The 19,745-nt window shown below is 61.7% G+C and carries 17 protein-coding genes; 10 read left to right on the top strand and 7 right to left on the bottom strand.

What is annotated here, in order from left to right:
* The 5 genes from lpdA to AB688_RS19440 all read left to right on the top strand — a co-directional run bounded on the left by lpdA (window position 1) and on the right by AB688_RS19440 (window position 6,309).
* Window positions 1-1,437: a dihydrolipoyl dehydrogenase gene (gene lpdA / locus AB688_RS19460; RefSeq protein WP_054894251.1), complete on the top strand. Its 1,437-nt coding sequence runs from the start codon at window positions 1-3 to the stop codon at window positions 1,435-1,437.
* 170 nt (window positions 1,438-1,607) lie between these two features.
* Window positions 1,608-2,774 (top strand): ADP-forming succinate--CoA ligase subunit beta, encoded by a 1,167-nt coding sequence (gene sucC, locus AB688_RS19455; protein ID WP_011534748.1) that lies wholly within the window; start codon window positions 1,608-1,610, stop codon window positions 2,772-2,774.
* Window positions 2,774-3,658, top strand: coding sequence for a succinate--CoA ligase subunit alpha (sucD, locus tag AB688_RS19450; protein ID WP_016393102.1), 885 nt, complete (start codon window positions 2,774-2,776; stop codon window positions 3,656-3,658). Before sucC ends, sucD begins: the two co-directional genes overlap by 1 nt.
* A 389-nt stretch (window positions 3,659-4,047) precedes the next feature.
* The gene (gene brnQ / locus AB688_RS19445) at window positions 4,048-5,361 is read left to right on the top strand and encodes a branched-chain amino acid transport system II carrier protein (RefSeq protein ID WP_054894250.1); all 1,314 of its coding nucleotides are present in this window, start codon (window positions 4,048-4,050) and stop codon (window positions 5,359-5,361) included.
* 198 nt (window positions 5,362-5,559) lie between these two features.
* A complete protein-coding gene (locus AB688_RS19440) occupies window positions 5,560-6,309 on the top strand; it encodes a DUF599 domain-containing protein (protein WP_063545584.1) in 750 nt (249 codons plus the stop codon).
* Between the two features lie 82 nt (window positions 6,310-6,391).
* Here AB688_RS19440 and AB688_RS19435 read toward each other — a convergent pair whose 3' ends face one another.
* A complete protein-coding gene (locus AB688_RS19435; protein WP_054894248.1) occupies window positions 6,392-6,667 on the bottom strand; it encodes a hypothetical protein in 276 nt (91 codons plus the stop codon).
* A gap of 155 nt (window positions 6,668-6,822) precedes the next feature.
* Here AB688_RS19435 and AB688_RS19430 point away from each other — a divergent pair, with 155 nt between their 5' ends.
* The 4 genes from AB688_RS19430 (at window position 6,823) to AB688_RS19415 (ending at window position 10,672) form a co-directional block, all read left to right on the top strand.
* Window positions 6,823-7,299, top strand: a complete 477-nt coding sequence (locus AB688_RS19430; RefSeq protein ID WP_054894247.1) for a PaaI family thioesterase — start codon at window positions 6,823-6,825, stop codon at window positions 7,297-7,299.
* Window positions 7,296-7,754, top strand: coding sequence for a PaaI family thioesterase (locus AB688_RS19425; RefSeq protein ID WP_063545583.1), 459 nt, complete (start codon window positions 7,296-7,298; stop codon window positions 7,752-7,754). Before AB688_RS19430 ends, AB688_RS19425 begins: the two co-directional genes overlap by 4 nt.
* An 88-nt stretch (window positions 7,755-7,842) precedes the next feature.
* Window positions 7,843-9,750, top strand: a complete 1,908-nt coding sequence (gene htpG / locus AB688_RS19420) for a molecular chaperone HtpG (RefSeq protein ID WP_054894245.1) — start codon at window positions 7,843-7,845, stop codon at window positions 9,748-9,750.
* 196 nt (window positions 9,751-9,946) lie between these two features.
* Window positions 9,947-10,672 carry a dienelactone hydrolase family protein gene (locus AB688_RS19415; RefSeq protein ID WP_063545582.1) on the top strand — a complete coding sequence of 242 codons (726 nt, stop codon included), beginning with the start codon at window positions 9,947-9,949 and terminating at the stop codon, window positions 10,670-10,672.
* A 130-nt stretch (window positions 10,673-10,802) separates the two neighbouring features.
* On the opposite strand, the gene AB688_RS19410 is transcribed toward AB688_RS19415, so the two are convergent.
* Window positions 10,803-11,666, bottom strand: coding sequence for a pirin family protein (locus AB688_RS19410; RefSeq protein ID WP_063545581.1), 864 nt, complete (start codon window positions 11,664-11,666; stop codon window positions 10,803-10,805).
* Between the two features lie 118 nt (window positions 11,667-11,784).
* Between AB688_RS19410 and AB688_RS19405 the strand changes: the two genes are divergently transcribed.
* Complete coding sequence (locus AB688_RS19405) at window positions 11,785-12,789, top strand: amidohydrolase family protein (protein ID WP_063545580.1); 1,005 nt, start codon at window positions 11,785-11,787, stop codon at window positions 12,787-12,789.
* Window positions 12,790-12,867: 78 nt separating this feature from the next.
* Here the strand turns inward: AB688_RS19405 and fabB are convergent, their stop codons facing one another.
* The 5 genes from fabB to AB688_RS19380 form a co-directional block, all read right to left on the bottom strand.
* The gene (gene fabB, locus AB688_RS19400) at window positions 12,868-14,088 is read right to left on the bottom strand and encodes a beta-ketoacyl-ACP synthase I (protein ID WP_054894239.1); all 1,221 of its coding nucleotides are present in this window, start codon (window positions 14,086-14,088) and stop codon (window positions 12,868-12,870) included.
* 11 nt (window positions 14,089-14,099) lie between these two features.
* On the bottom strand, window positions 14,100-14,615 hold the full coding sequence (gene fabA / locus AB688_RS19395; RefSeq protein ID WP_054894238.1) for a 3-hydroxyacyl-[acyl-carrier-protein] dehydratase FabA: 516 nt from the start codon (window positions 14,613-14,615) through the stop codon (window positions 14,100-14,102).
* Between the two features lie 213 nt (window positions 14,616-14,828).
* Window positions 14,829-16,745: a response regulator gene (locus tag AB688_RS19390; RefSeq protein ID WP_063545579.1), complete on the bottom strand. Its 1,917-nt coding sequence runs from the start codon at window positions 16,743-16,745 to the stop codon at window positions 14,829-14,831.
* A complete protein-coding gene (locus AB688_RS19385; protein ID WP_063545578.1) occupies window positions 16,742-17,632 on the bottom strand; it encodes an ABC transporter substrate-binding protein in 891 nt (296 codons plus the stop codon). Before AB688_RS19385 ends, AB688_RS19390 begins: the two co-directional genes overlap by 4 nt.
* On the bottom strand, window positions 17,632-19,743 hold the full coding sequence (locus tag AB688_RS19380; protein ID WP_063545577.1) for a TonB-dependent receptor plug domain-containing protein: 2,112 nt from the start codon (window positions 19,741-19,743) through the stop codon (window positions 17,632-17,634). The genes AB688_RS19385 and AB688_RS19380 overlap by 1 nt, the downstream gene beginning before the upstream one ends.
* Between the last annotated feature and the right edge of the window lie 2 nt (window positions 19,744-19,745).

Here is a 19,745-nt window from a genome sequence, read left to right as displayed (position 1 = left end):
ATGACCCAGAAATTCGACGTAGTGGTGATTGGTGCGGGTCCTGGCGGCTATGTTGCTGCCATCAAGGCTGCCCAACTTGGTCTGAAGACTGCCTGTATCGAGAAGTACACCGACGCCGAGGGCAAGCTGGCCCTGGGCGGCACCTGCCTGAACGTAGGTTGCATTCCTTCCAAGGCGCTGCTGGACAGCTCCTGGAAATACAAGGAAGCAAAAGAAAGCTTCAACGTCCACGGCATCTCCACTGGCGAAGTGAAGATGGACGTCGCCGCGATGGTTGGCCGCAAGGCTGGTATCGTCAAGAACCTGACCGGTGGCGTTGCCACCCTGTTCAAGGCCAACGGCGTTACTTCGATCCAGGGCCACGGCAAGCTGCTGGCTGGCAAGAAAGTGGAAGTCACCAAGGCTGACGGCACTACCGAAGTCATCGAAGCCGAGAACGTGATCCTGGCCTCCGGCTCGCGTCCGATCGACATTCCGCCGGCTCCGGTCGACCAGAACGTCATCGTCGATTCCACCGGCGCCCTGGAATTCCAATCGGTACCCAAGCGCCTGGGCGTGATCGGCGCTGGCGTCATCGGCCTGGAGCTGGGCTCGGTCTGGGCTCGCCTGGGTGCTGAAGTGACCGTGCTGGAAGCGCTGGACACCTTCCTGATGGCTGCCGACACCGCCGTCTCGAAAGAAGCTCAGAAGACCCTGACCAAGCAAGGCCTGGACATCAAGCTGGGCGCGCGCGTCACTGGCTCCAAAGTCAACGGCGACGAAGTCGAAGTCACCTACACCAACGCCGAAGGCGAGCAGAAGATCGTCTTCGACAAGCTGATCGTTGCGGTCGGCCGTCGTCCTGTGACCACTGATCTGCTGGCTGCCGACAGCGGTGTGAACATCGACGAGCGTGGCTACATCTTCGTCGACGACTACTGCGCCACCAGCGTGCCGGGCGTCTACGCCATCGGCGACGTGGTTCGCGGCATGATGCTGGCACACAAGGCCTCGGAAGAGGGCATCATGGTCGTCGAGCGCATCAAGGGCCACAAGGCTCAGATGAACTACGACCTGATCCCTTCGGTTATCTACACCCACCCGGAAATCGCGTGGGTCGGCAAGACCGAACAAGCATTGAAAGCCGAAGGCGTTGAGGTTAACGTGGGCACCTTCCCGTTCGCGGCCAGCGGCCGTGCGATGGCTGCCAACGATACCGGTGGCTTCGTCAAGGTCATCGCCGATGCCAAGACCGACCGCGTCCTGGGTGTTCACGTGATCGGCCCATCGGCTGCCGAGCTGGTTCAGCAAGGCGCGATCGCAATGGAATTCGGCACCAGTGCCGAGGACCTGGGCATGATGGTCTTCAGCCATCCGACCCTGTCCGAAGCGTTGCATGAAGCAGCGCTGGCTGTGAATGGCGGTGCCATTCACGTGGCCAACCGTAAGAAGCGTTAATTATAAAAACCACGGCGGGCTGCCCGTCGTGGGTCTTGCGTGCAAGATCCACCGCGGAATGTCCGCCGGACCGGGCCACCGGAAAAATCCGGGGTTAACGGTCACAGGTGGCGCGGCTCTGGAAACAGCGCAGCGCCGAAGCGCAGTACCTAACGAAGACGGTAAAAAGCATGAATCTTCACGAGTATCAGGGTAAACAGCTGTTCGCTGAGTACGGCCTGCCAGTTTCCAAGGGTTTCGCTGTAGATACCCCTGAGCAAGCCGCAGAAGCCTGCGACAAGATCGGCGGTTCCGAGTGGGTTGTCAAAGCCCAGGTCCACGCTGGTGGTCGCGGTAAAGCGGGCGGCGTCAAGCTGGTTCGCAGCAAGGAAGACGCCAAGGCGTTCGCTGCGCAGTGGTTGGGCAAGAATCTGGTTACCTACCAGACTGACGCCAACGGTCAGCCAGTCTCCAAGATCCTGGTCGAATCCTGCACTGACATCGCCAAAGAGCTGTACCTGGGCGCTGTAGTGGATCGTTCGAGCCGTCGTATCGTGTTCATGGCTTCCACCGAAGGTGGCGTGGACATCGAGAAAGTCGCTCACGAAACTCCTGAGAAGATCCTCAAGGCTACCATCGACCCGCTGGTCGGCGCTCAGCCGTTCCAGGGTCGCGAGCTGGCATTCCAGCTGGGCCTGGAAGGCAAGCAAGTACAACAGTTCGCCAAGATCTTCGTAGGTCTGGCCAAGCTGTTCAAGGATCACGACCTGGCCCTGCTGGAAGTGAACCCGCTGGTGATCAAGGCCGACGGCGACCTGCACTGCCTCGATGCCAAGATCAACATCGATGCCAACGCCATGTACCGTCAGCCTAAGCTGAAGACCTTCCACGACCCGTCCCAGGACGACGCCCGTGAAGCCCACGCTGCCAAGTTCGAACTGAACTACGTAGCGCTGGAAGGCAACATCGGCTGCATGGTCAACGGTGCCGGTCTGGCCATGGGTACCATGGACATCGTCAACCTGCACGGCGGCAAGCCAGCCAACTTCCTCGACGTTGGCGGCGGCGCTACCAAGGAACGCGTTACCGAAGCGTTCAAGATCATCCTGTCCGACAGCAATGTCGCGGCCGTTCTGGTCAACATCTTCGGTGGTATCGTTCGTTGCGACATGATTGCCGAAGGCATCATCGGTGCAGTGAAAGAAGTCGGCGTGAAAGTACCGGTCGTTGTCCGCCTCGAAGGCAACAACGCCGAACTGGGCGCTAAAGTACTGGCAGAAAGCGGTTTGAACATCATTGCGGCAACCAGCCTGACCGACGCTGCTCAACAAGTTGTCAAAGCTGCGGAGGGCAAGTAATGAGCGTCCTGATCAATAAAGACACCAAAGTCATCTGCCAGGGCTTCACCGGCTCGCAGGGTACTTTCCACTCCGAACAAGCCATCGCCTACGGCACCAAGATGGTCGGCGGCGTCACCCCAGGCAAGGGTGGCACCACCCACCTGGGCCTGCCGGTGTTCAACACCGTCAAGGAAGCTGTGGAAGCAACCGGCGCTGACGCTTCGGTCATCTACGTTCCGGCTCCGTTCTGCAAGGACTCGATCCTGGAAGCGGCCTTTGGCGGCATCAAGCTGATCGTCTGCATCACCGAAGGTATTCCTACCCTCGACATGCTGGACGCCAAGGTCAAGTGCGACGAGCTGGGTGTCACCCTGATCGGCCCTAACTGCCCAGGCGTCATCACTCCGGGCGAGTGCAAGATCGGCATCATGCCAGGTCACATTCACTTGCCAGGCAAGGTCGGTATCGTTTCCCGTTCCGGCACCCTGACCTACGAAGCGGTCAAGCAGACCACCGACGCCGGCTTCGGCCAGTCGACCTGCGTCGGCATCGGCGGTGACCCGATCCCAGGCTCCAACTTCATCGACATCCTGAAGCTGTTCCAGGAAGATCCGAAGACCGAAGCGATCGTCATGATCGGTGAGATCGGCGGTTCGGCTGAAGAAGAAGCTGCTGCCTACATCAAGGCCAACGTCACCAAGCCTGTCGTTTCCTACATCGCTGGCGTTACCGCACCTGCGGGCAAGCGTATGGGCCACGCTGGCGCCATCATCTCCGGCGGCAAAGGCACTGCAGACGAGAAATTCGCTGCACTGCAGGACGCTGGCGTGAAGACCGTGCGTTCCCTGGCTGACATCGGCAAGGCCCTGGCCGAGCTGACTGGCTGGGAAGCCAAGAAGTAAGTAACACGCTATCACCCCCCACGCGCACAGAGGCCACCTTCGGGTGGCCTTTGTCGTTCTGGGTCGTCCCGCGATGGGCCCGGAAATGACAACTCAGATTATTCGATCGGGCCCATAGGATTTTTCCAGCAGACGATGGTTTCAATCCGAGGATAATCCAGCCATCCTCGGTCACGCAGACGACAAACACATACGCACATCGGACAACCAGCACCATTGCAGTGCGTTTGCCCGGCAAATTCTGTAACCTACGCGTTCACTCTGTGCCCGTACCCCAAAAGGGAACGACACGCTAAACGGGTCTGGCTCATCAAGCCGGGCAGCATTTCCCTCATCCATGTGGAAATCCCTTCTCGAATCCCGATTTCAGCAGTGTGGTACTTCCTTAAATGAAAGTGTTAAAAGGCCAGGACATCCTGGCGCTTGGCTTTATGACGTTCGCGCTTTTCGTCGGTGCGGGCAATATCATCTTCCCGCCTATCGTTGGTCTGCAGTCCGGTCCGCACGTGTGGATGGCGGCGCTGGGCTTCCTGGTCACCGCCGTGGGTCTGCCAGTCATTACCGTGGTTGCCCTGGCGAAGGTCGGTGGCGGGATGGATGCCCTGAGCAGCCCGATCGGCAAGTTCTTCGGCGGCCTGTTGGCGGCAGTCTGCTACCTCTCGGTCGGCCCGCTGTTCGCTACCCCGCGCACCGCGACCGTTTCGTTCGAGGTGGGTGTGGCGCCACTGACCGGTGAAAGCCCGCTGGCGCTGTTCATCTACAGCCTGGTGTACTTCGCTGTGGTGCTGGCCGTGTCGATGTATCCGGGCAAGCTGCTCGATACCGTCGGTCGCTTCCTGGCACCGTTGAAGATCATCGCCCTGGCGGTGCTCGGCATTGCTGCCTTCGCGCTGCCAGCGGGCTCGATTGGTGACGCGCAGCCAGCTTACGTCGCAGCTCCGTTCTCCCAAGGCTTCATCAATGGCTACCTGACCATGGATACCCTCGGTGCCCTGGTGTTCGGCATCGTCATCGTCAACGCCATTCGCTCGCGCGGTGTGGAGTCGCCCAAGCTGATCACTCGCTACGCCATCATCGCCGGCCTGATCGCCGGTGTCGGCCTGGCCCTGGTCTACATCAGCCTGTTCCGCCTCGGCGCCGGCAGCCATGAGATCGCTGCGAACGCGAGCAACGGTGCTGCGGTTCTGCATGCCTACGTGCAGCACACCTTCGGCTCGCTGGGCAGTGGTTTCCTGGCCGTGCTGATCGCGCTGGCCTGCCTGGTCACTGCCGTGGGCCTGACCTGCGCCTGTGCCGAGTACTTCAGCCAGATCCTGCCGCTGTCGTACCGTGCCCTGGTGGTGATCCTGGCGGGCTTCTCGCTGCTGATCTCGAACCTGGGCCTGACCAAGCTGATCATGTTCTCGATCCCGGTGCTGACCGCCATCTACCCGCCATGCATCGTGGTCGTGGGCCTGAGCTTCGTGAAGGACCTGTGGAACTCGCCGGTACGCATTCTCGCGCCGGTCATGCTCGTTTCGCTGCTGTTCGGCATGGTCGATGCGATCAAGGGCAGCAGCCTGGCGCACATCCTGCCGGACGCGGTGGCGCACTTGCCGCTGAGCGAGCAGGGCTTGGCCTGGCTGGTGCCTTCGGTGATCGCCCTGGCCGCCGCGGTGGTCTGTGATCGTCTGCTCGGCAAGCCACGCGAGGCGCTGGCCTGATGGGTTGAAGCCTGCAGCAATGCTGGCCACAAGCCCATTGGCACTTGCTGGGTGTTTGAACCCGAAGCCCCGTATCCGAAAGGATGCGGGGCTTTTTGTTGGCAACGAGGTTTTCAGAGCCCGCATGTGTCTTTCGCCGATAGCCAACGTCGAATTCGGATTCTAACCTTTCTATGCACCTGGCCTCTGGAACCCGGCATGACCTTCATCCAAAGCAATCTCCACAACCTGCTGGCCATCGCCTGGTTTGCGCTGTGCTGGGGCGGCTACACCCGCTACGCCACATGGAAGGGGCGCGACACAGCGTGCCTGGCCAGCGTCCTGCATCTCTACCGGGAAGACTGGATGCGCCGTATGCTGCTGCGCGACAACCGCATCGCCGACGCCAGCGTGATCGGCAACCTGGAGCGCAATGCCTCGTTTTTTGCCTCGAGCACCCTGATCATCCTGGCAGGTATCCTCACCGTGCTCGGCGCCTCCGATCGCGCGCTGTCGCTGCTGGCCGACCTGCCGCTGGTGCAGCAGGCCTCGCAGGGGATGTCGGAGATCAAGCTGCTGTGCCTGGCGATGGTGTTCGTCTATGCCTTCTTCACCTTCAGCTGGTGCATGCGCCAATACAATTTCGCTGCGGTGTTGGTGGGTTCGGCGCCGATGATCGGTGAGCGGCAGGTCAGCGAGCTGGAGCGTAAAGCCTTCGCTTCACGCGCGGCGAGGGTGCTTTCGCTGGCGGCCAACCAGTTCAACCTGGGGCTGCGCTCGTATTACTTCGGCATGGCCATGCTCAGTTGGTTCGTCAGTCCCTGGATGTTCATGGTGTTGAGTATCGGAGTCGTATTCATTCTGTACCGACGGGAGTTCCACTCCCATGTACTGGAAGTGATGGTCTTCACACCCACTGAAAGTGTGCACAGCGAAGCGGGCAAGGACACTTCGGTACATATGAATTGATAGACGCTGACTGAAGCGTTTCATCAGTTAGTTGCAGGCACAAAAAAACCCGACGCAAGTCGGGTTTTTCCGTTCAGCATAATTACTGTTTGGCAGGTTCGGCCGGAGCAGTGGAAGGTGCCGGAGTGGAAGGCTGGGCTTCCTCGGCGGCTTTCTGCTGCGCTTCGGCCTGATCTTTGGCGGCTTCGGCGTTTTCCTTGGCGGCCTCGTTCACTTTATCCTGAGCCTCGCCCATCTTCTCCTGGGCTTGCTCGGCATGTTGCTGTGCGTCCTGGGCTTTGTCTTCGCTCGCCTTGTCGCAAGCAGCCAGGCCCATGGCAGCGGCCAGCATCAGAGCAAAAGCAAAAGGTTTACGCATGGGGTGTTTCTCCTTGGTGGAATAACTTACTTGAAACCTTCGAGTCCATCCGCCAGCCATAAGTTCAACGCAGGTTGCAGATATATAACACCCCGTTCTATATCGACTTTTCCGTTGATTTGTGAAATGTCGAGTCGGCAAGGAGTATGCGGACCATGAGTGAGACGGCCTTGATGGCGATGGCTGGACGTTTTCTTTCAGCGCTCAGGCATTGCCAGGTGTTGCAGATGCGTGTCCATCACGCTGATGCCGAGGGCATGACCCTGATACTGCCTTGGTCGGCAGCGATCGTTGGCAATCCACAGACTGGCGCCGTCCATGGCGGCGTGCTGACCACGCTGATGGACACCACCTGCGGCATGGCCACCCTTTGTGTACTGCCGCAGTTCGAAGTCTGCCCGACCCTGGACCTGCGTATCGACTACATGCATCCTGCGCAGCCTGGCAAGGACATCCATGGCCATGCCCAATGTTATCGCGTCACCCGTGATGTGATCTTCACCCGCGGCACGGCCTATCAGGACGACCCTGCTCAGCCGATCTGTCAGGTGGTCGGCACCTTCATGCGTCTTGGGCAGGAGGCCCGTGGTGGTATCCGTTTCGGCAGCGGCCTCAAGGAGGGCAGGGCATGATTCCCGAGGAAGTTCGCAAGCAGCTGACTCAGGCCCACGCCCGCGGCGACTATGCGCCGTTGCTGGCGCTGATTCCCTATGCCGGGCTGATCGGCATCGAATGCGCGCGCCAGGGCGATGATCTGCTGTTCCGCCTGCCGGCCAATCAGGACAACATCGGCAACCCTTTGCTGCCGGCCATCCATGGGGGTGTCATTGCGGGTTTCATGGAGCTTTCGGCAGCGCTCTATCTGCTGATTTTCAGCGAGAGCCTGAGCATTCCCAAGATCATCGACTTCTCCATCGACTACCTGCGCGCCGGGCACTACCGCGACACTTATGCCCAGTGCCAGCTCTGGCGCCAGGGCCGTCGAGTGACCAACGTGGCGATCACCGCCTGGCAAGGCGATCGCGACTCGCCTATCGCCACTGCCCGGGCGCATTTCAAGATCGAACCGCATAAGCCCTTGAAATAGTCGGACATGCCCCCATCTGCTGAACATCTGCCCGGCCATGCGCAATTGCCGTCGGGTGCATTGACCAACAGATCGGAGTTTGAAGACGATGAGTGTGGAGACTCAAAAAGAAACCCTGGGCTTCCAGACCGAGGTCAAGCAACTGCTGCACCTCATGATCCATTCGCTGTACTCGAACAAGGAGATCTTCCTTCGCGAGCTGATCTCCAACGCCTCTGACGCTGCCGACAAGCTGCGTTTCGAAGCCTTGGCCAAGCCTGAGCTGCTCGAGGGCGATGCCGATCTGAAGATTCGCGTCAGCTTCGACAAGGACGCTGGCACCGTGACGCTGGAAGACAACGGTATCGGCATGAGCCGCGCCGATGTCATCGCGCACCTGGGTACCATCGCCAAGTCCGGCACCGCCGACTTCATGAAGAACCTCACCGGCGACCAGAAGAAGGACTCGCACCTGATCGGTCAGTTCGGTGTGGGCTTCTACTCTGCCTTCATCGTCGCCGACAAGGTCGATGTCTTCAGCCGTCGTGCCGGCGCACCTGCAGCCGAAGGCGTGCATTGGTCATCCAAAGGCGAGGGCGACTTCGAAGTCGCCACCATCGACAAGCCGCAGCGCGGCACCCGCATCGTCCTGCACTTGAAGAAGGACGAGCAGGAGTTCGCCGACGGCTGGCGTCTGCGCAACGTGGTCAAGAAGTACTCCGACCACATTGCCCTGCCGATCCAGCTGCCCAAGGAGCAGGCTGCTGCCGCCGAAGGCGAAGAACAGCCGGCCGAGGAATGGGAAACCGTCAACCGCGCCAGCGCCCTGTGGACCCGTTCGCGTACCGAGATCAAGGACGAGGAATACCAGGAGTTCTACAAGCACATCGGCCATGACTTCGAGAACCCGCTGGCGTGGAGCCACAACAAGGTCGAAGGCAAGCTCGAGTACAACTCGCTGCTGTACGTACCGGCCCGCGCCCCCTTCGACCTGTACCAGCGCGAGGCCCCGCGCGGCCTGAAGCTGTATGTGCAGCGCGTGTTCATCATGGACCAGGCCGAGTCGTTCCTGCCGCTGTACCTGCGCTTCATCAAGGGTGTGGTCGACTCCAACGACCTGTCGCTGAACGTGTCGCGTGAAATCCTGCAGAAAGACCCGATCATCGACTCGATGAAGTCGGCCCTGACCAAGCGCGTATTGGACATGCTGGAGAAGCTGGCCAAGAACGAACCTGAGCAGTACAAAGGCTTCTGGAAGAACTTCGGCCAGGTGCTGAAGGAAGGCCCGGCGGAAGACTTCGCCAACAAGGAGAAGATCGCAGGCCTGCTGCGCTTTGCCTCCACCCACGACGACAGCGGCGAACAGAGCGTCAGCCTGGCGGACTACCTGGCCCGCGCCAAGGAAGGCCAGGACAAGATCTACTACCTCACCGGTGAGTCGTATGCGCAGGTGAAGAACAGCCCGCACCTGGAAGTCTTCCGCAAGAAAGGCATCGAAGTGCTGCTGCTGACCGATCGCATCGACGAATGGCTGATGAGCTACCTGAGCGAGTTCGAAGGCAAGGGCTTTGTTGACGTCGCTCGTGGCGACCTGGACCTGGGCAAGCTGGATTCCGAAGAGGACAAGAAGGCCCAGGAAGAAGTCGCCAAGGACAAGGAAGGGCTGGTCGAGCGTCTGAAGAGTGCGCTGGGTGACAGCGTGGCTGAAGTCCGCGTTTCCCACCGCCTGACCGACTCCCCGGCGATCCTGGCCATTGGCGAGCAGGACCTGGGCTTGCAGATGCGCCAGATCCTCGAGGCCAGTGGGCAGAAAGTGCCGGATTCCAAGCCGATCTTCGAGTTCAACCCGACTCACCCGCTGATCGAGAAGCTCGACAACGAGCAGAGCGAGGACCGCTTCTCGGAGCTGTCGCACATTCTGTTCGACCAGGCGGCCCTGGCTGCCGGTGACAGCCTCAAGGATCCGGCGGCCTATGTACGTCGCTTGAACAAGCTGCTGGTCGAGCTGTCGGCCTGAGTTCGAGCTTAATGAAAAAACCCGCTTCGGCGGGTTTTTTTGTGCCCGTTCACACTTATCAATTACAGGCTCGCTTTTTTCTAATGTGACCTTTCTGGTAATCATGAAGATCGTCAGCATCGGCTAGCCTTTTGCACCGGGGTCCGTACACACTAGAGTCGTGATACGGAACAGTTCCAGGTTCAGGAGGAGTTTGATGAGCAAGGTAATCGTCGAGTCGCTGGTCTATCACGTTTCCGGCAGAGGCTATGAAAGCCGTCTGGTTTACGAGCCTGGGGCGTTGGGGCGGCCAGGGCTGGTGATGGCGCCGAATTGGATGGGCATCGGCGAAGGTGCCGAGCGAATCGCCAAGGAAGTGGCCGAGAAGGGCTATGTGGTGCTTATCGCCGACCTGTATGGCCAGGGCGTGCGTCCGTCGAACGCCGATGAGGCCGGTGCGGCGATGATGCCGCTGAAGAATGACCGCGCCGAGCTGCGCAAGCGCATGCAGGAAGCCCTGGCGCAATTGCTCGGGCAGTCCAAGGCGCTGCTGGCGCCGGGCAAGGTAGGTACCTTTGGTTTCTGCTTCGGCGGCTGCTGCGCCCTGGAGCTGGCGCGTACCGGCGCTGATCTGAAAGCGGCGGTGTCGTTCCACGGCACCCTGGACACGCCGAACCCTGAAGATGCCAAGCGCATCAAGGGCTCGGTGCTGGTGCTCCACGGTGCTTCCGACCCGCTGGTGCCCCAGGAGCAACTGCCGGCGTTCGAGGCTGAAATGAACGCTGCCAAGGTCGATTGGCAACTGTTGAGCTATGGCGGTGCAGTACATTCGTTTACCGACCCGAATGCCAACGTGCCGGGCAAGATGCAGTACGACCGTCGCACCTCGGAGCGGGCCTTCCGCGCGATGCACAATCTGCTGGAAGAAGTGTTTTCACACTGACGGTGTATTGGGGCTGCTATGCAGCCCTTCGCGGGCAAGCCCGCTCCCAAAGGTGCAGATGCTGCTTGTCAGGGTTGCGCCATCCTTGTGGGGGCGGCCTTGTCGGCGAACGGCCGCAAAGCGGCCCAGCCTAGCGAGGTAGCTCGATCCGGGAGGTCTCGCCCGGCACCTGTGGCCAGTCACCTGCCGCCCAGCGTGCCCGGGCCTGTTCGATCAACTGCGGATCACTGGCAACGAAATTCCAGTTCATCCGCCGAGGTCCGTCCAGCGGCGCGCCGCCTATCAGCACCAACTGGCACTCGCCTTCGGCATACAGCTCCACTGCTTCGCCGTCTGGCAGCACCACCAGGCTGCACGCCTCTACCTCGTCGCCGTTTAGCACCAGCTCGCCGTCGAGCAGGTACAGTGCCCGTTGTGCGTGCTCGTTCGGCACGATCAGCGAGGTTGCCGCCTGCATCTGCACCTGGGCGTAGAGGGTAGGAGAGAGCACCGGTACTGGCGACTCCAGGCAGAATCCGGTACCGGCGATCAGGCGGATGCGTACCCCCAGGTTGTCACTCACCGGCAAGCTGCTTGCGGGGTGGTAGCTGTAGTTCGGATCGCCTTGTTCGTGCGTCTTGGGCGATGCCAGCCACACCTGCAGGCCGTGCAGCCGCGAGCCTTCAGTGAAGGCTTGTGCCGGCGTACGTTCCACATGGGCCACGCCGCGTCCGGCAGTCATCCAGCTGACGTCACCTGGCAGCACGCGCTGATTCGAGCCCAGGCTGTCCTTGTGCAGGATCTCTCCTTCGAACAGGTAGGTCAGGGTCGACAGGCCGATATGCGGGTGCTGGCGGATGTCCATGCCGTTGCCGGGTGCATAGTCGGTTTCCAGCATGTGGTCGAAGAACACGAAGGGGCCGACGCTGCGGCACTGAGCCGATGGCAGCGGACGCAGAATCGGTTGGCCCTCCACCGATTCGGCACGTGGGCGGATGATCAGGGGGCTGCTCATGGTCGGGCTCCGGACGGGCAGGGGGTGCGCCTAGCATAGCGGGTCGCGGCGGCGTGCTGAACCGTCTTGCAGGCGCGCGGGTCTACCCTGTTCCTGACTGGAACAAGGAAGCTGCTCCATGATTGCCAGAGTGCTGGCCTGCATCGTGTTATCCGGCTGCCTGTGCCAGGCGGCGCAAGCGCGCGACTATCGCTACAGTGACGCCCATCTGCACTACGTCGACTTCTTCCAGGAAACCGAAGGCATGCCTGCACTGCTGAAAGCCATGGACGAGGCCGGCGTCGAGCACGCCATGATTTCCGGTATCCCGGTGGCGAAGAAATGGCATGAGGATGAACCCAAGCGCCCACGCTATTACGCGGGCGACGACGCTGATGCCTACTGGTTCAGCGCTACCGATATCCATGTAGTGGCAGCGGTGCAGAAGTTGCCGGCCGAGCAGCAGAAACGCTTTCATCCATTCCTGTCGGGTTTCAACCCGGTGGACAAGAACGCGGTCAGCCACATCGAGCGCATGCTCGACTTGTATCCGGGGTTCTGGCAGGGCATCGGAGAGGTGTTCACCCGGCATGATGACCTCACTGCACTGACCAGCGGTGACACGCCGAGAGCCAACAACGAAGCGATGACCCGCATCTATCACCTGGCAGCCGAGCGTGACTTGCCGGTGCTGGTGCATTCGAACATCACCTCCAAGCGTGAGCGTAACCCGTTGTACCTGGCGGAGATCGAGGAGCCGCTGCGCAATCACCCCCATACGCGTTTCATCTGGGCCCATGCCGGTACCAGCATGGAGATCCATCGTCACCAGACGCAGATGGACTTCATCCTGCCAACGCTTGAGCGCATGCTCGAGGCTTATCCTAATCTGTACATCGACCTGTCGTGGAGTGTACTGGAGCCCTACCTGCTGGATGAGCAGGGCAAGCCCCGCAAGGCGTGGCTGGCGCTGGTCGAGCGTTTCCCCGATCGATTCATGCTGGGTTCGGATGTGGTGGGCAAGTTCGGCAGCGTCGGTGAGCAGATGCACGGATTCGAGCCATTTCTGGATGCGTTGCCTGAAGCCGTGGCGCGCAAGGTGGCGAGGGATAATTTCCTTGCGGTGCTGCCCAGGCAGCGTTGAACTGCCGACCCTTTCTAAGGCAACACAAATGAAAACGCCCCGAACCAGTCGGGGCGTTTTCGTTGTCGCAGCAGCGTCTTACTTGCCAGTCCAGCGCTTGAGTACCAGGGTGGCGTTGGTGCCGCCGAAGCCGAAGCTGTTGCTCATGACCGTGTCGATCTTGGCGTTTTCTTCGGTCTGACGCAGTACCGGCAGGTCGGCGACCTCTGGGTCCAGTTCGTCGATGTTGGCGGAGCCGGCGATGAAGTTGTTTTCCATCATCAGCAAGCAGTAGATCGCCTCGTGCACGCCAGCGGCGCCCAGCGAGTGGCCGGACAGGCTCTTGGTCGAGCTGATCTTGGGTGCCTTGTCGCCGAACACTTCGCGCACGCCTTTCATTTCAGCGACGTCGCCGACCGGCGTCGAGGTGCCGTGGGTGTTCAGGTAGTCGATCGGGGTGTCGACGGTGGACAGCGCCTGCTGCATGCAGCGGATCGCGCCTTCGCCACTTGGGGCGACCATGTCGTAACCATCGGAAGTCGCGCCGTAGCCGACGATTTCCGCGTAGATCTTGGCGCCACGGGCCAGGGCGTGTTCCAGCTCCTCGACCACCACCATGCCGCCACCGCCAGCGATGACAAAGCCATCACGGTCAGCGTCGTAGGCGCGCGAGGCCAGCTCAGGGGTTTCGTTGCGCTTGGTCGACAGGGCGCCCATGGCATCGAACAGGAACGACTGGCTCCAGTGCTCTTCTTCACCGCCGCCGGCGAAGACGATGTCTTGTTTGCCCCACTGGATCTGCTCCAGCGCGGTGCCGATGCAGTGTGCGGAGGTGGCACAGGCCGACGAGATCGAGTAGTTGATGCCCTTGATCTTGAACGGGGTAGCCAGGCACGCCGATACGGTGCTGCCCATGGTACGGGTGACACGGTACGGGCCGACACGCTTGACGCCTTTCTCGCGCAGGGTGTCCAGTGCTTCCATCTGGTTCAGGGTCGAAGCGCCGCCGGAACCTGCAACCAGGCCGGTGCGTGGGCTGGACACCTGCTCTTCGGTCAGGCCTGCGTCCTTGATCGCGTCCTGCATCGCCAGGTAGGCGTAGGCGGCGGCGTGACCGACGAAGCGATAGACCTTGCGGTCGATCAACTCTTCAAGGTTCAGGTCGATAGAGCCGGAAACCTGGCTACGCAGCCCCATTTCCTTGTATTCCGGGTTGTAACGGATACCCGGACGGCTGTTGCGCAGGTTTTCGGTGACGGTAGCTTTGTCATTGCCCAGGCACGAAACGATGCCCAGACCAGTGATAACGACGCGGCGCATGCGAATAACCCTTAGAAATTGTCAGTGGAGGTGAACACGCCGACCCGCAGGCCTTCGGCGGTGTAGATCTCGCGACCGTCGACGCTGACCGAGCCATCGGCGATGGCCATGTTCAGCTTACCTTTCAGGACGCGCTTGATATGGATGTTGTAGGTGACTTTCTTGGCGGTAGGCAGCACCTGGCCGAAGAACTTCACTTCGCCCGAACCCAGTGCGCGACCGCGGCCCGGCAGGCCCTGCCAGCCGAGGAAAAAGCCAACCAGCTGCCACATGGCGTCGAGGCCCAGGCAGCCCGGCATCACCGGATCGCCTTCGAAGTGGCAGGCGAAGAACCACAGGTCTGGAGTGATATCCAGCTCGGCGACCAATTCACCTTTGCCGAACTTGCCGCCTTCCTCACTGATGTGGGTGATGCGGTCTACCATCAGCATGTTCGGGGCGGGCAGTTGCGCATTACCGGGGCCGAACAGCTCACCGCGACTGCAGCGCAGCAGGTCTTCCCGAGTAAAGGCGTGTTGTTTGGTCATGCGAGCTCCTCAATAACCCCCTGTGGCAGGGGATGAATCTTCCCGGCCGACCCGAAATCCTAGAGAGTCCGGGCGGCAGCCTACAGGTAGACTATTGCGTTGTGGTGAAAGTCACAGCGCACCTGGCAAAAGAAGTACAGGTGTGCACTGAAAGTTTTATTTTCAGGGCCAACGACGGCCCTGTCCAGTCTTTAAGACTGCCGCACTTTATCATTAATCGCCAGTCGCGGCTGTCCGGCCGGGCAACCAGCGCTGCAGAATGCGTTGCAGATCGGTGCGTTTGAACGGTTTGCTCAGGTAATCGTTCATTCCTGCAGCCAGGCAGCGTTCACGATCGCCCTGCAGGGCATTGGCGGTCAAGGCGATGATCGGCAGTTGCGCGCCGTGCTGGCGGATGCGGCGTGTGGCTTCGTAGCCGTCCATTTGGGGCAGGCGACAGTCCATCAGGATCGCCGCAAAACTTTGCTGGCCCGCCATTTCCACCGCTTGCGCGCCGTCCAGTGCCACGCTGACCTCGAAGCCCAGGCTGCGCAGCATGGCTTCGATGACGCTCTGGTTGACCGGATTGTCTTCCACCAGCAGGACGCGCTGGCCGTCGCCACCCAGCAGTGCGTCATGCTCGTGCCCGAGCAGGCGCGCTGCAGGCTTGCTCGACAGCATCAAAGGGACTTCCAGGGTGAAGGTCGAACCCATGCCCTCGCGGCTTTCGCCGCGCAATTTGCCGCCCATGCGCTCGGCCAGGGTACGGGCGATGGACAGGCCCAAGCCGGTGCCGCCGTAACGCCTTGAAATAGAACTGTCGGCTTGCTGGAAGGCGACGAACATCGTTTCCAGCCGATCGCTGTCGATGCCGATGCCGGTATCGCGGACCGCGCAGGTCAGCCAGAGCAACTGACGGTCGAGCATTTGCCAGCGGGCCTCGATCTCCACTTCGCCGCGCTCGGTGAACTTCAACGCATTGCCGACCAGGTTCAACAGGATCTGGCGGATGCGTGTCGGATCGCCGATCACTTGCAGGCGGTCCATGCCCGGCGGCAGGTGCAGGCGCAGGGCCAGGTTGCGCTGTTGGGCGCTGTGCTGGAACGATTGCACGCTGCTGGCAATCAGCTCGCCAAGGTTGAAATCGATGTGCTCCAGTTCCAGGCTGGTGCGTTCGATGCGCGAGAAGTCGAGGATGTCGTTGATCACCTTGAGCAGGTGGCCGGTAGACTCGCTGGCCACGGCCGTGTATTCGGCTTGCTCACCGGTCAGCGGGGTGGTTTCCAGCAGTTGCAGCATGCCGAGTACGCCGTTCATCGGGGTCCGCAGCTCGTGGCTCATCATCGCCAGGAAGTCGGACTTGGCGCGGTTGGCCTGCTCGGCCTCCTCGCGCGCCTGGGTCAACTGGGCAATGGCCTGGCTCTGCTCGTGGCTGGCCTGGTCCAGGGCGCTGGCAAGGTTGTTGATGTGGCGTGCCAGATGGCCCAGTTCGCTATCGTCGACCACCGGCAACGGGGCGTTGAACTCGCCCTGCTGGATGGCCTCGACCGCATGCCCCATGTCACTGATCGGCTTGGACAGGCTCCTGGCCAAGCGCCGGGCGAGGAGGAAGGTAAACAGCAAGGCGAACAGCGCGAGAATGCCGGCCTTGATCACGATCTCCTGCTGGCGTTCGCTGAAGGCGTCGTCGGACATGCCGACGATCACTCGCCCCAGGTAATCGTCGCCAATGCTGGGGGGCGTCTTGCCTTCCTGCAGGAAGTCGTTGTCCAGGCGGATCTGTTGCAGGCGAATGGGCGCCTGGAACACCTCGACGCGCTGGGCGCGGCTGACGCTTTCACCCGACTGCTCGACGTAGACCAGGATGTGGTTGCGGCTGTCCTGCACCTCGAGAAAACGCACGTGAGGGATGCTCAGGGTCGCCCGCATCAAGCTTTCGAGCACCTCGTTGTTGCCTGAGATCACCCCGTATTCGGAGGCTGGCGCCAGTTGGTTGGCGATCAGTTGACCGGTGTGGTTGAGCTCCTGCCGCAAGTCCTGGATACGCACGAAGGTAAAGAAGCTGATCAACAGCAGGGTGAGCAGCAGCGCGGGCCCCAGGCTGATGATCTGGGTGCGTGTGTGGATGTCCCAGCTCAGGCGCTTGGTCATGGGGTGGGTTCTCCTTCGGCCAGGGCCAGGGCGGCGGCGTTCGGATCGATGGGTTCCAGGCCCAGGGCGCGGGCGACCTGCTGGTTGCCGCTGACCCCGTAGTGTTCGGGGTAGAGGCTACGGGGCCAGTGTGCCGGCGGCTGGTCGAGCAAGTCGTCGAGTACCGCCAGCCAGTCGTCCTGGTCGCTGTAGGTGCTCGCCAGGGCGCCAGCGCGAACGAAGCCGGCGTTGGGGCCGATCAGCGCCATCTGTCGGCCATAGCTGCTGAGCAGGACGTTCTTGGCGGTCTTGGAGTTGTACAACTCGGGATCGTCGATTCCCAACAGAACGTCGCTGTTGCCCAGCAGGTGCTGCAACGGGCGGCTGTCACGCAGGTCGGCCCAGTCCTGGGCGACGATCTCCAGACCCAGGCCACGCGCAGCCTGGCGCATCTCATCGATCAGAAAGCGGCTGCCGGGGCCGTACAGTACGCCAATGCGTCGCGCTTGCGGTAGCAGGTAGCGGGTCAGGCGCAGTTGTCGTGGCAGTGGCGGGTCGCTCCACAGCAGGCTCAGGTAGGAGGGCCGCGACTTTCCCAGGCGCTGTTCGGCCTGCACGCGGCTGACCCGCAGGGCCAGCGCCGCAGGACCTGCGGTTTCGCCCATGCGCCAGTCGAGTGCGGCGTTGTCCAGCAGGATCAAGCGGGTCTCGGGTTTGAGCAACGCTGGGCGGGGCAGTTGCGCCACGGTCTGGAAGCGCACGTGGTCGTGAGGGCGGCGTGCCTCCAGTGCGGTGACGAAGCTGCGCACACCGGGCTGGTCTTCGCCGCCCACCAGCAGGATTTCGCTGGCCGAAAGCGCGCCCATCGGCCACAGGCATAGCAGCAACAGGCGCAGCAAGCGCAGCATCAGAACTCCAGCTCCGCGCTGAAACTCAGGCGATGGCGGCTGTCGTAGCGGTTCTGCTCGATGGTGGTGGGCTGGTCGTCCAGCCGCTGCTGCCACAGCGCGGCGAGCTCCAGCGAGCTGCCATACACCCGCAGGCGCTTGGCCACGCGCAGGTCTACACGCTCGTAGCGGTATTGGTTGAGGGCGTCGTCGCCATAATAGAAGAGGGCACTCGACCATCCCTGGCCCCAGTCGCGCATCCAGCCGGCCGAGCCGCTGTTGCGTGCGCTGAGGCGGCGGTCGTCGGGGTTGCTGGCCCAGGCGTCGACGTAGGCATAGGTCAGGCGCAGACGGTCGCGCATGCTCAGGCGCCAGTCCAGTTGTGTCTCGGTGCCGCTGAAGCGGGACTTGTTGGCATTGCTGGCGATGTACTGGTTGTTCTTCAGCGGCTCGCTGATCATCCCGGTGATTTCGTCGTAGAACAGCTTGACGTCCAGGCTCAGGTCGATGTCCGCGAAGTAGCCGTTGTAGCCCAGCTCGCGCGAGCGCATGCGCTCCTGGTCGAGGTTGCCCGGGCCACGGGTCTTGACGAAGTATTCACCGTTCTGCAAACCCAGCGCGTTGGGCGTGAGGTTCTTGACCGTGTAGCTCCAATTGACGTTGTTCTCGAACATGTCCGGCGAACGTACGGCCTCGGAGTACACCGCACGCAGACCGTGGCGCGGGGTGATCAGGTAGTTGACCGCCACGCGCGGGGTCAGCGAGCTGCCGGACAGCTCGCTGTCCTCGAACATGGCCCCACCCTGGAGGATCCAGTGTTCGTCGGCGCGCCATTCGAGCTGTCCGAACAAGCGCCAGGTGCGGTCGTCGAGGCTGCCGTTGAAGTAGGTCTGCGAGTCGGCACGGTCATAGCGGTAGTTGAAGCCGCTGAGCAGGCGCAGGGTGTCGGTGAGGCTCAGGGTATCCTGGATTTCCAGGTCGTAGCGGGTTTCGCGGGTGCTCTGGTCGACATCACCGCAGACTTCACGGTTACCGCCGTTGTCCCACTGGCTCTTGATCTGGTTGCGCAGGCTCTGCAATACCGGGTCGTTGTTGTTGGGCGGGTTGTTGGCGTTGCGCGCCACTTGTTCGGCGTAGTCTGGATTGAGTTGCCACAGCCGGGTCAACTCGGGGCTGAAGGCCAGCGTCGCATCGCAGGCACGCCATACCTGCTGGCGGTCGAACTGCTGCGCCGAGCCCTGTACGTACAGGCTGTGCTCGGGGCTGAAGTCGATGTTCCAGCGCACCGAGCCCGCGTAATCCTTGGCGTTGAGGTCGGCGTTGTCGCCACGCCCGGTGATGAAGGGGAACACCGGGGTATAGGTATAGGGGCGTTGGTTGCTGCCTTCCTTGGCCGCCAGTTGCCATTCGAGGGTCTGGTCGGGCGCCAGGGTGTGGCTGGCGCTGAGGTTGAAGCGGGTCAGCCGGCGGCTGTCGCGGTAGTCCTGGCCGTACTGGTTCTTGTCGAAACCATCGTCCTGCATGCCGGACATCGACAGGCGCAGATCGCCGCCTTCCCAGCCGAAGCCCTGGCTGGCATAGAAATCGTTGATGCCATCCTGGCCCTGGGTGATCTTCAGTCGCGTGCCGTGGCTGTCGGCGGGGCTGCGGGTGAGGATGTTGACCACGGCCATCAGCGCGTTGGCACCATAGCTGACGGTATTGGGGCCGCGGAACACTTCGATGCGTTCGATATCCTCGATCGCCAGCGGGATGTCGCTCCAGTCCACGGTGGCGAGGCCTGCGCGGTACACCGAACGGCCGTCGATCAGCACCTGCATGCGCCGGGCGTCGTTGACGTTGCTGCCATGGTAGTTGACGGTCGGCTGGTTACCGGCGCCGTAGCCGATCATCATGCCGGGCACCAGGCGCAAGAGCTCGGGGATGTCTCGTGCACCGCTGGCGCGGATCAGTTCGCTGTCGAGCACGGTCATGCTGCCGGGCACTGCGGCCGGGGATTGTTTCAGGCGTGTGGCGGTCAGAACCTGCGGCAGGTCCTGGTTGTCGATGAACAGGTCATCGGCCATGGCCGAACCCCCGAGCAGGGCGGTCAGCAACAGCAGGCGAGGGGCAGGAGGCGTGCCTGGGAACACGT

The sequence above is a fragment of the Pseudomonas putida genome (genome assembly GCF_001636055.1).
GTDB lineage: Bacteria > Pseudomonadota > Gammaproteobacteria > Pseudomonadales > Pseudomonadaceae > Aquipseudomonas > Aquipseudomonas machongensis.
Note: the sequence above shows the minus strand (reverse complement) of the source record. Positions and strands in the feature narration are given on the sequence as shown.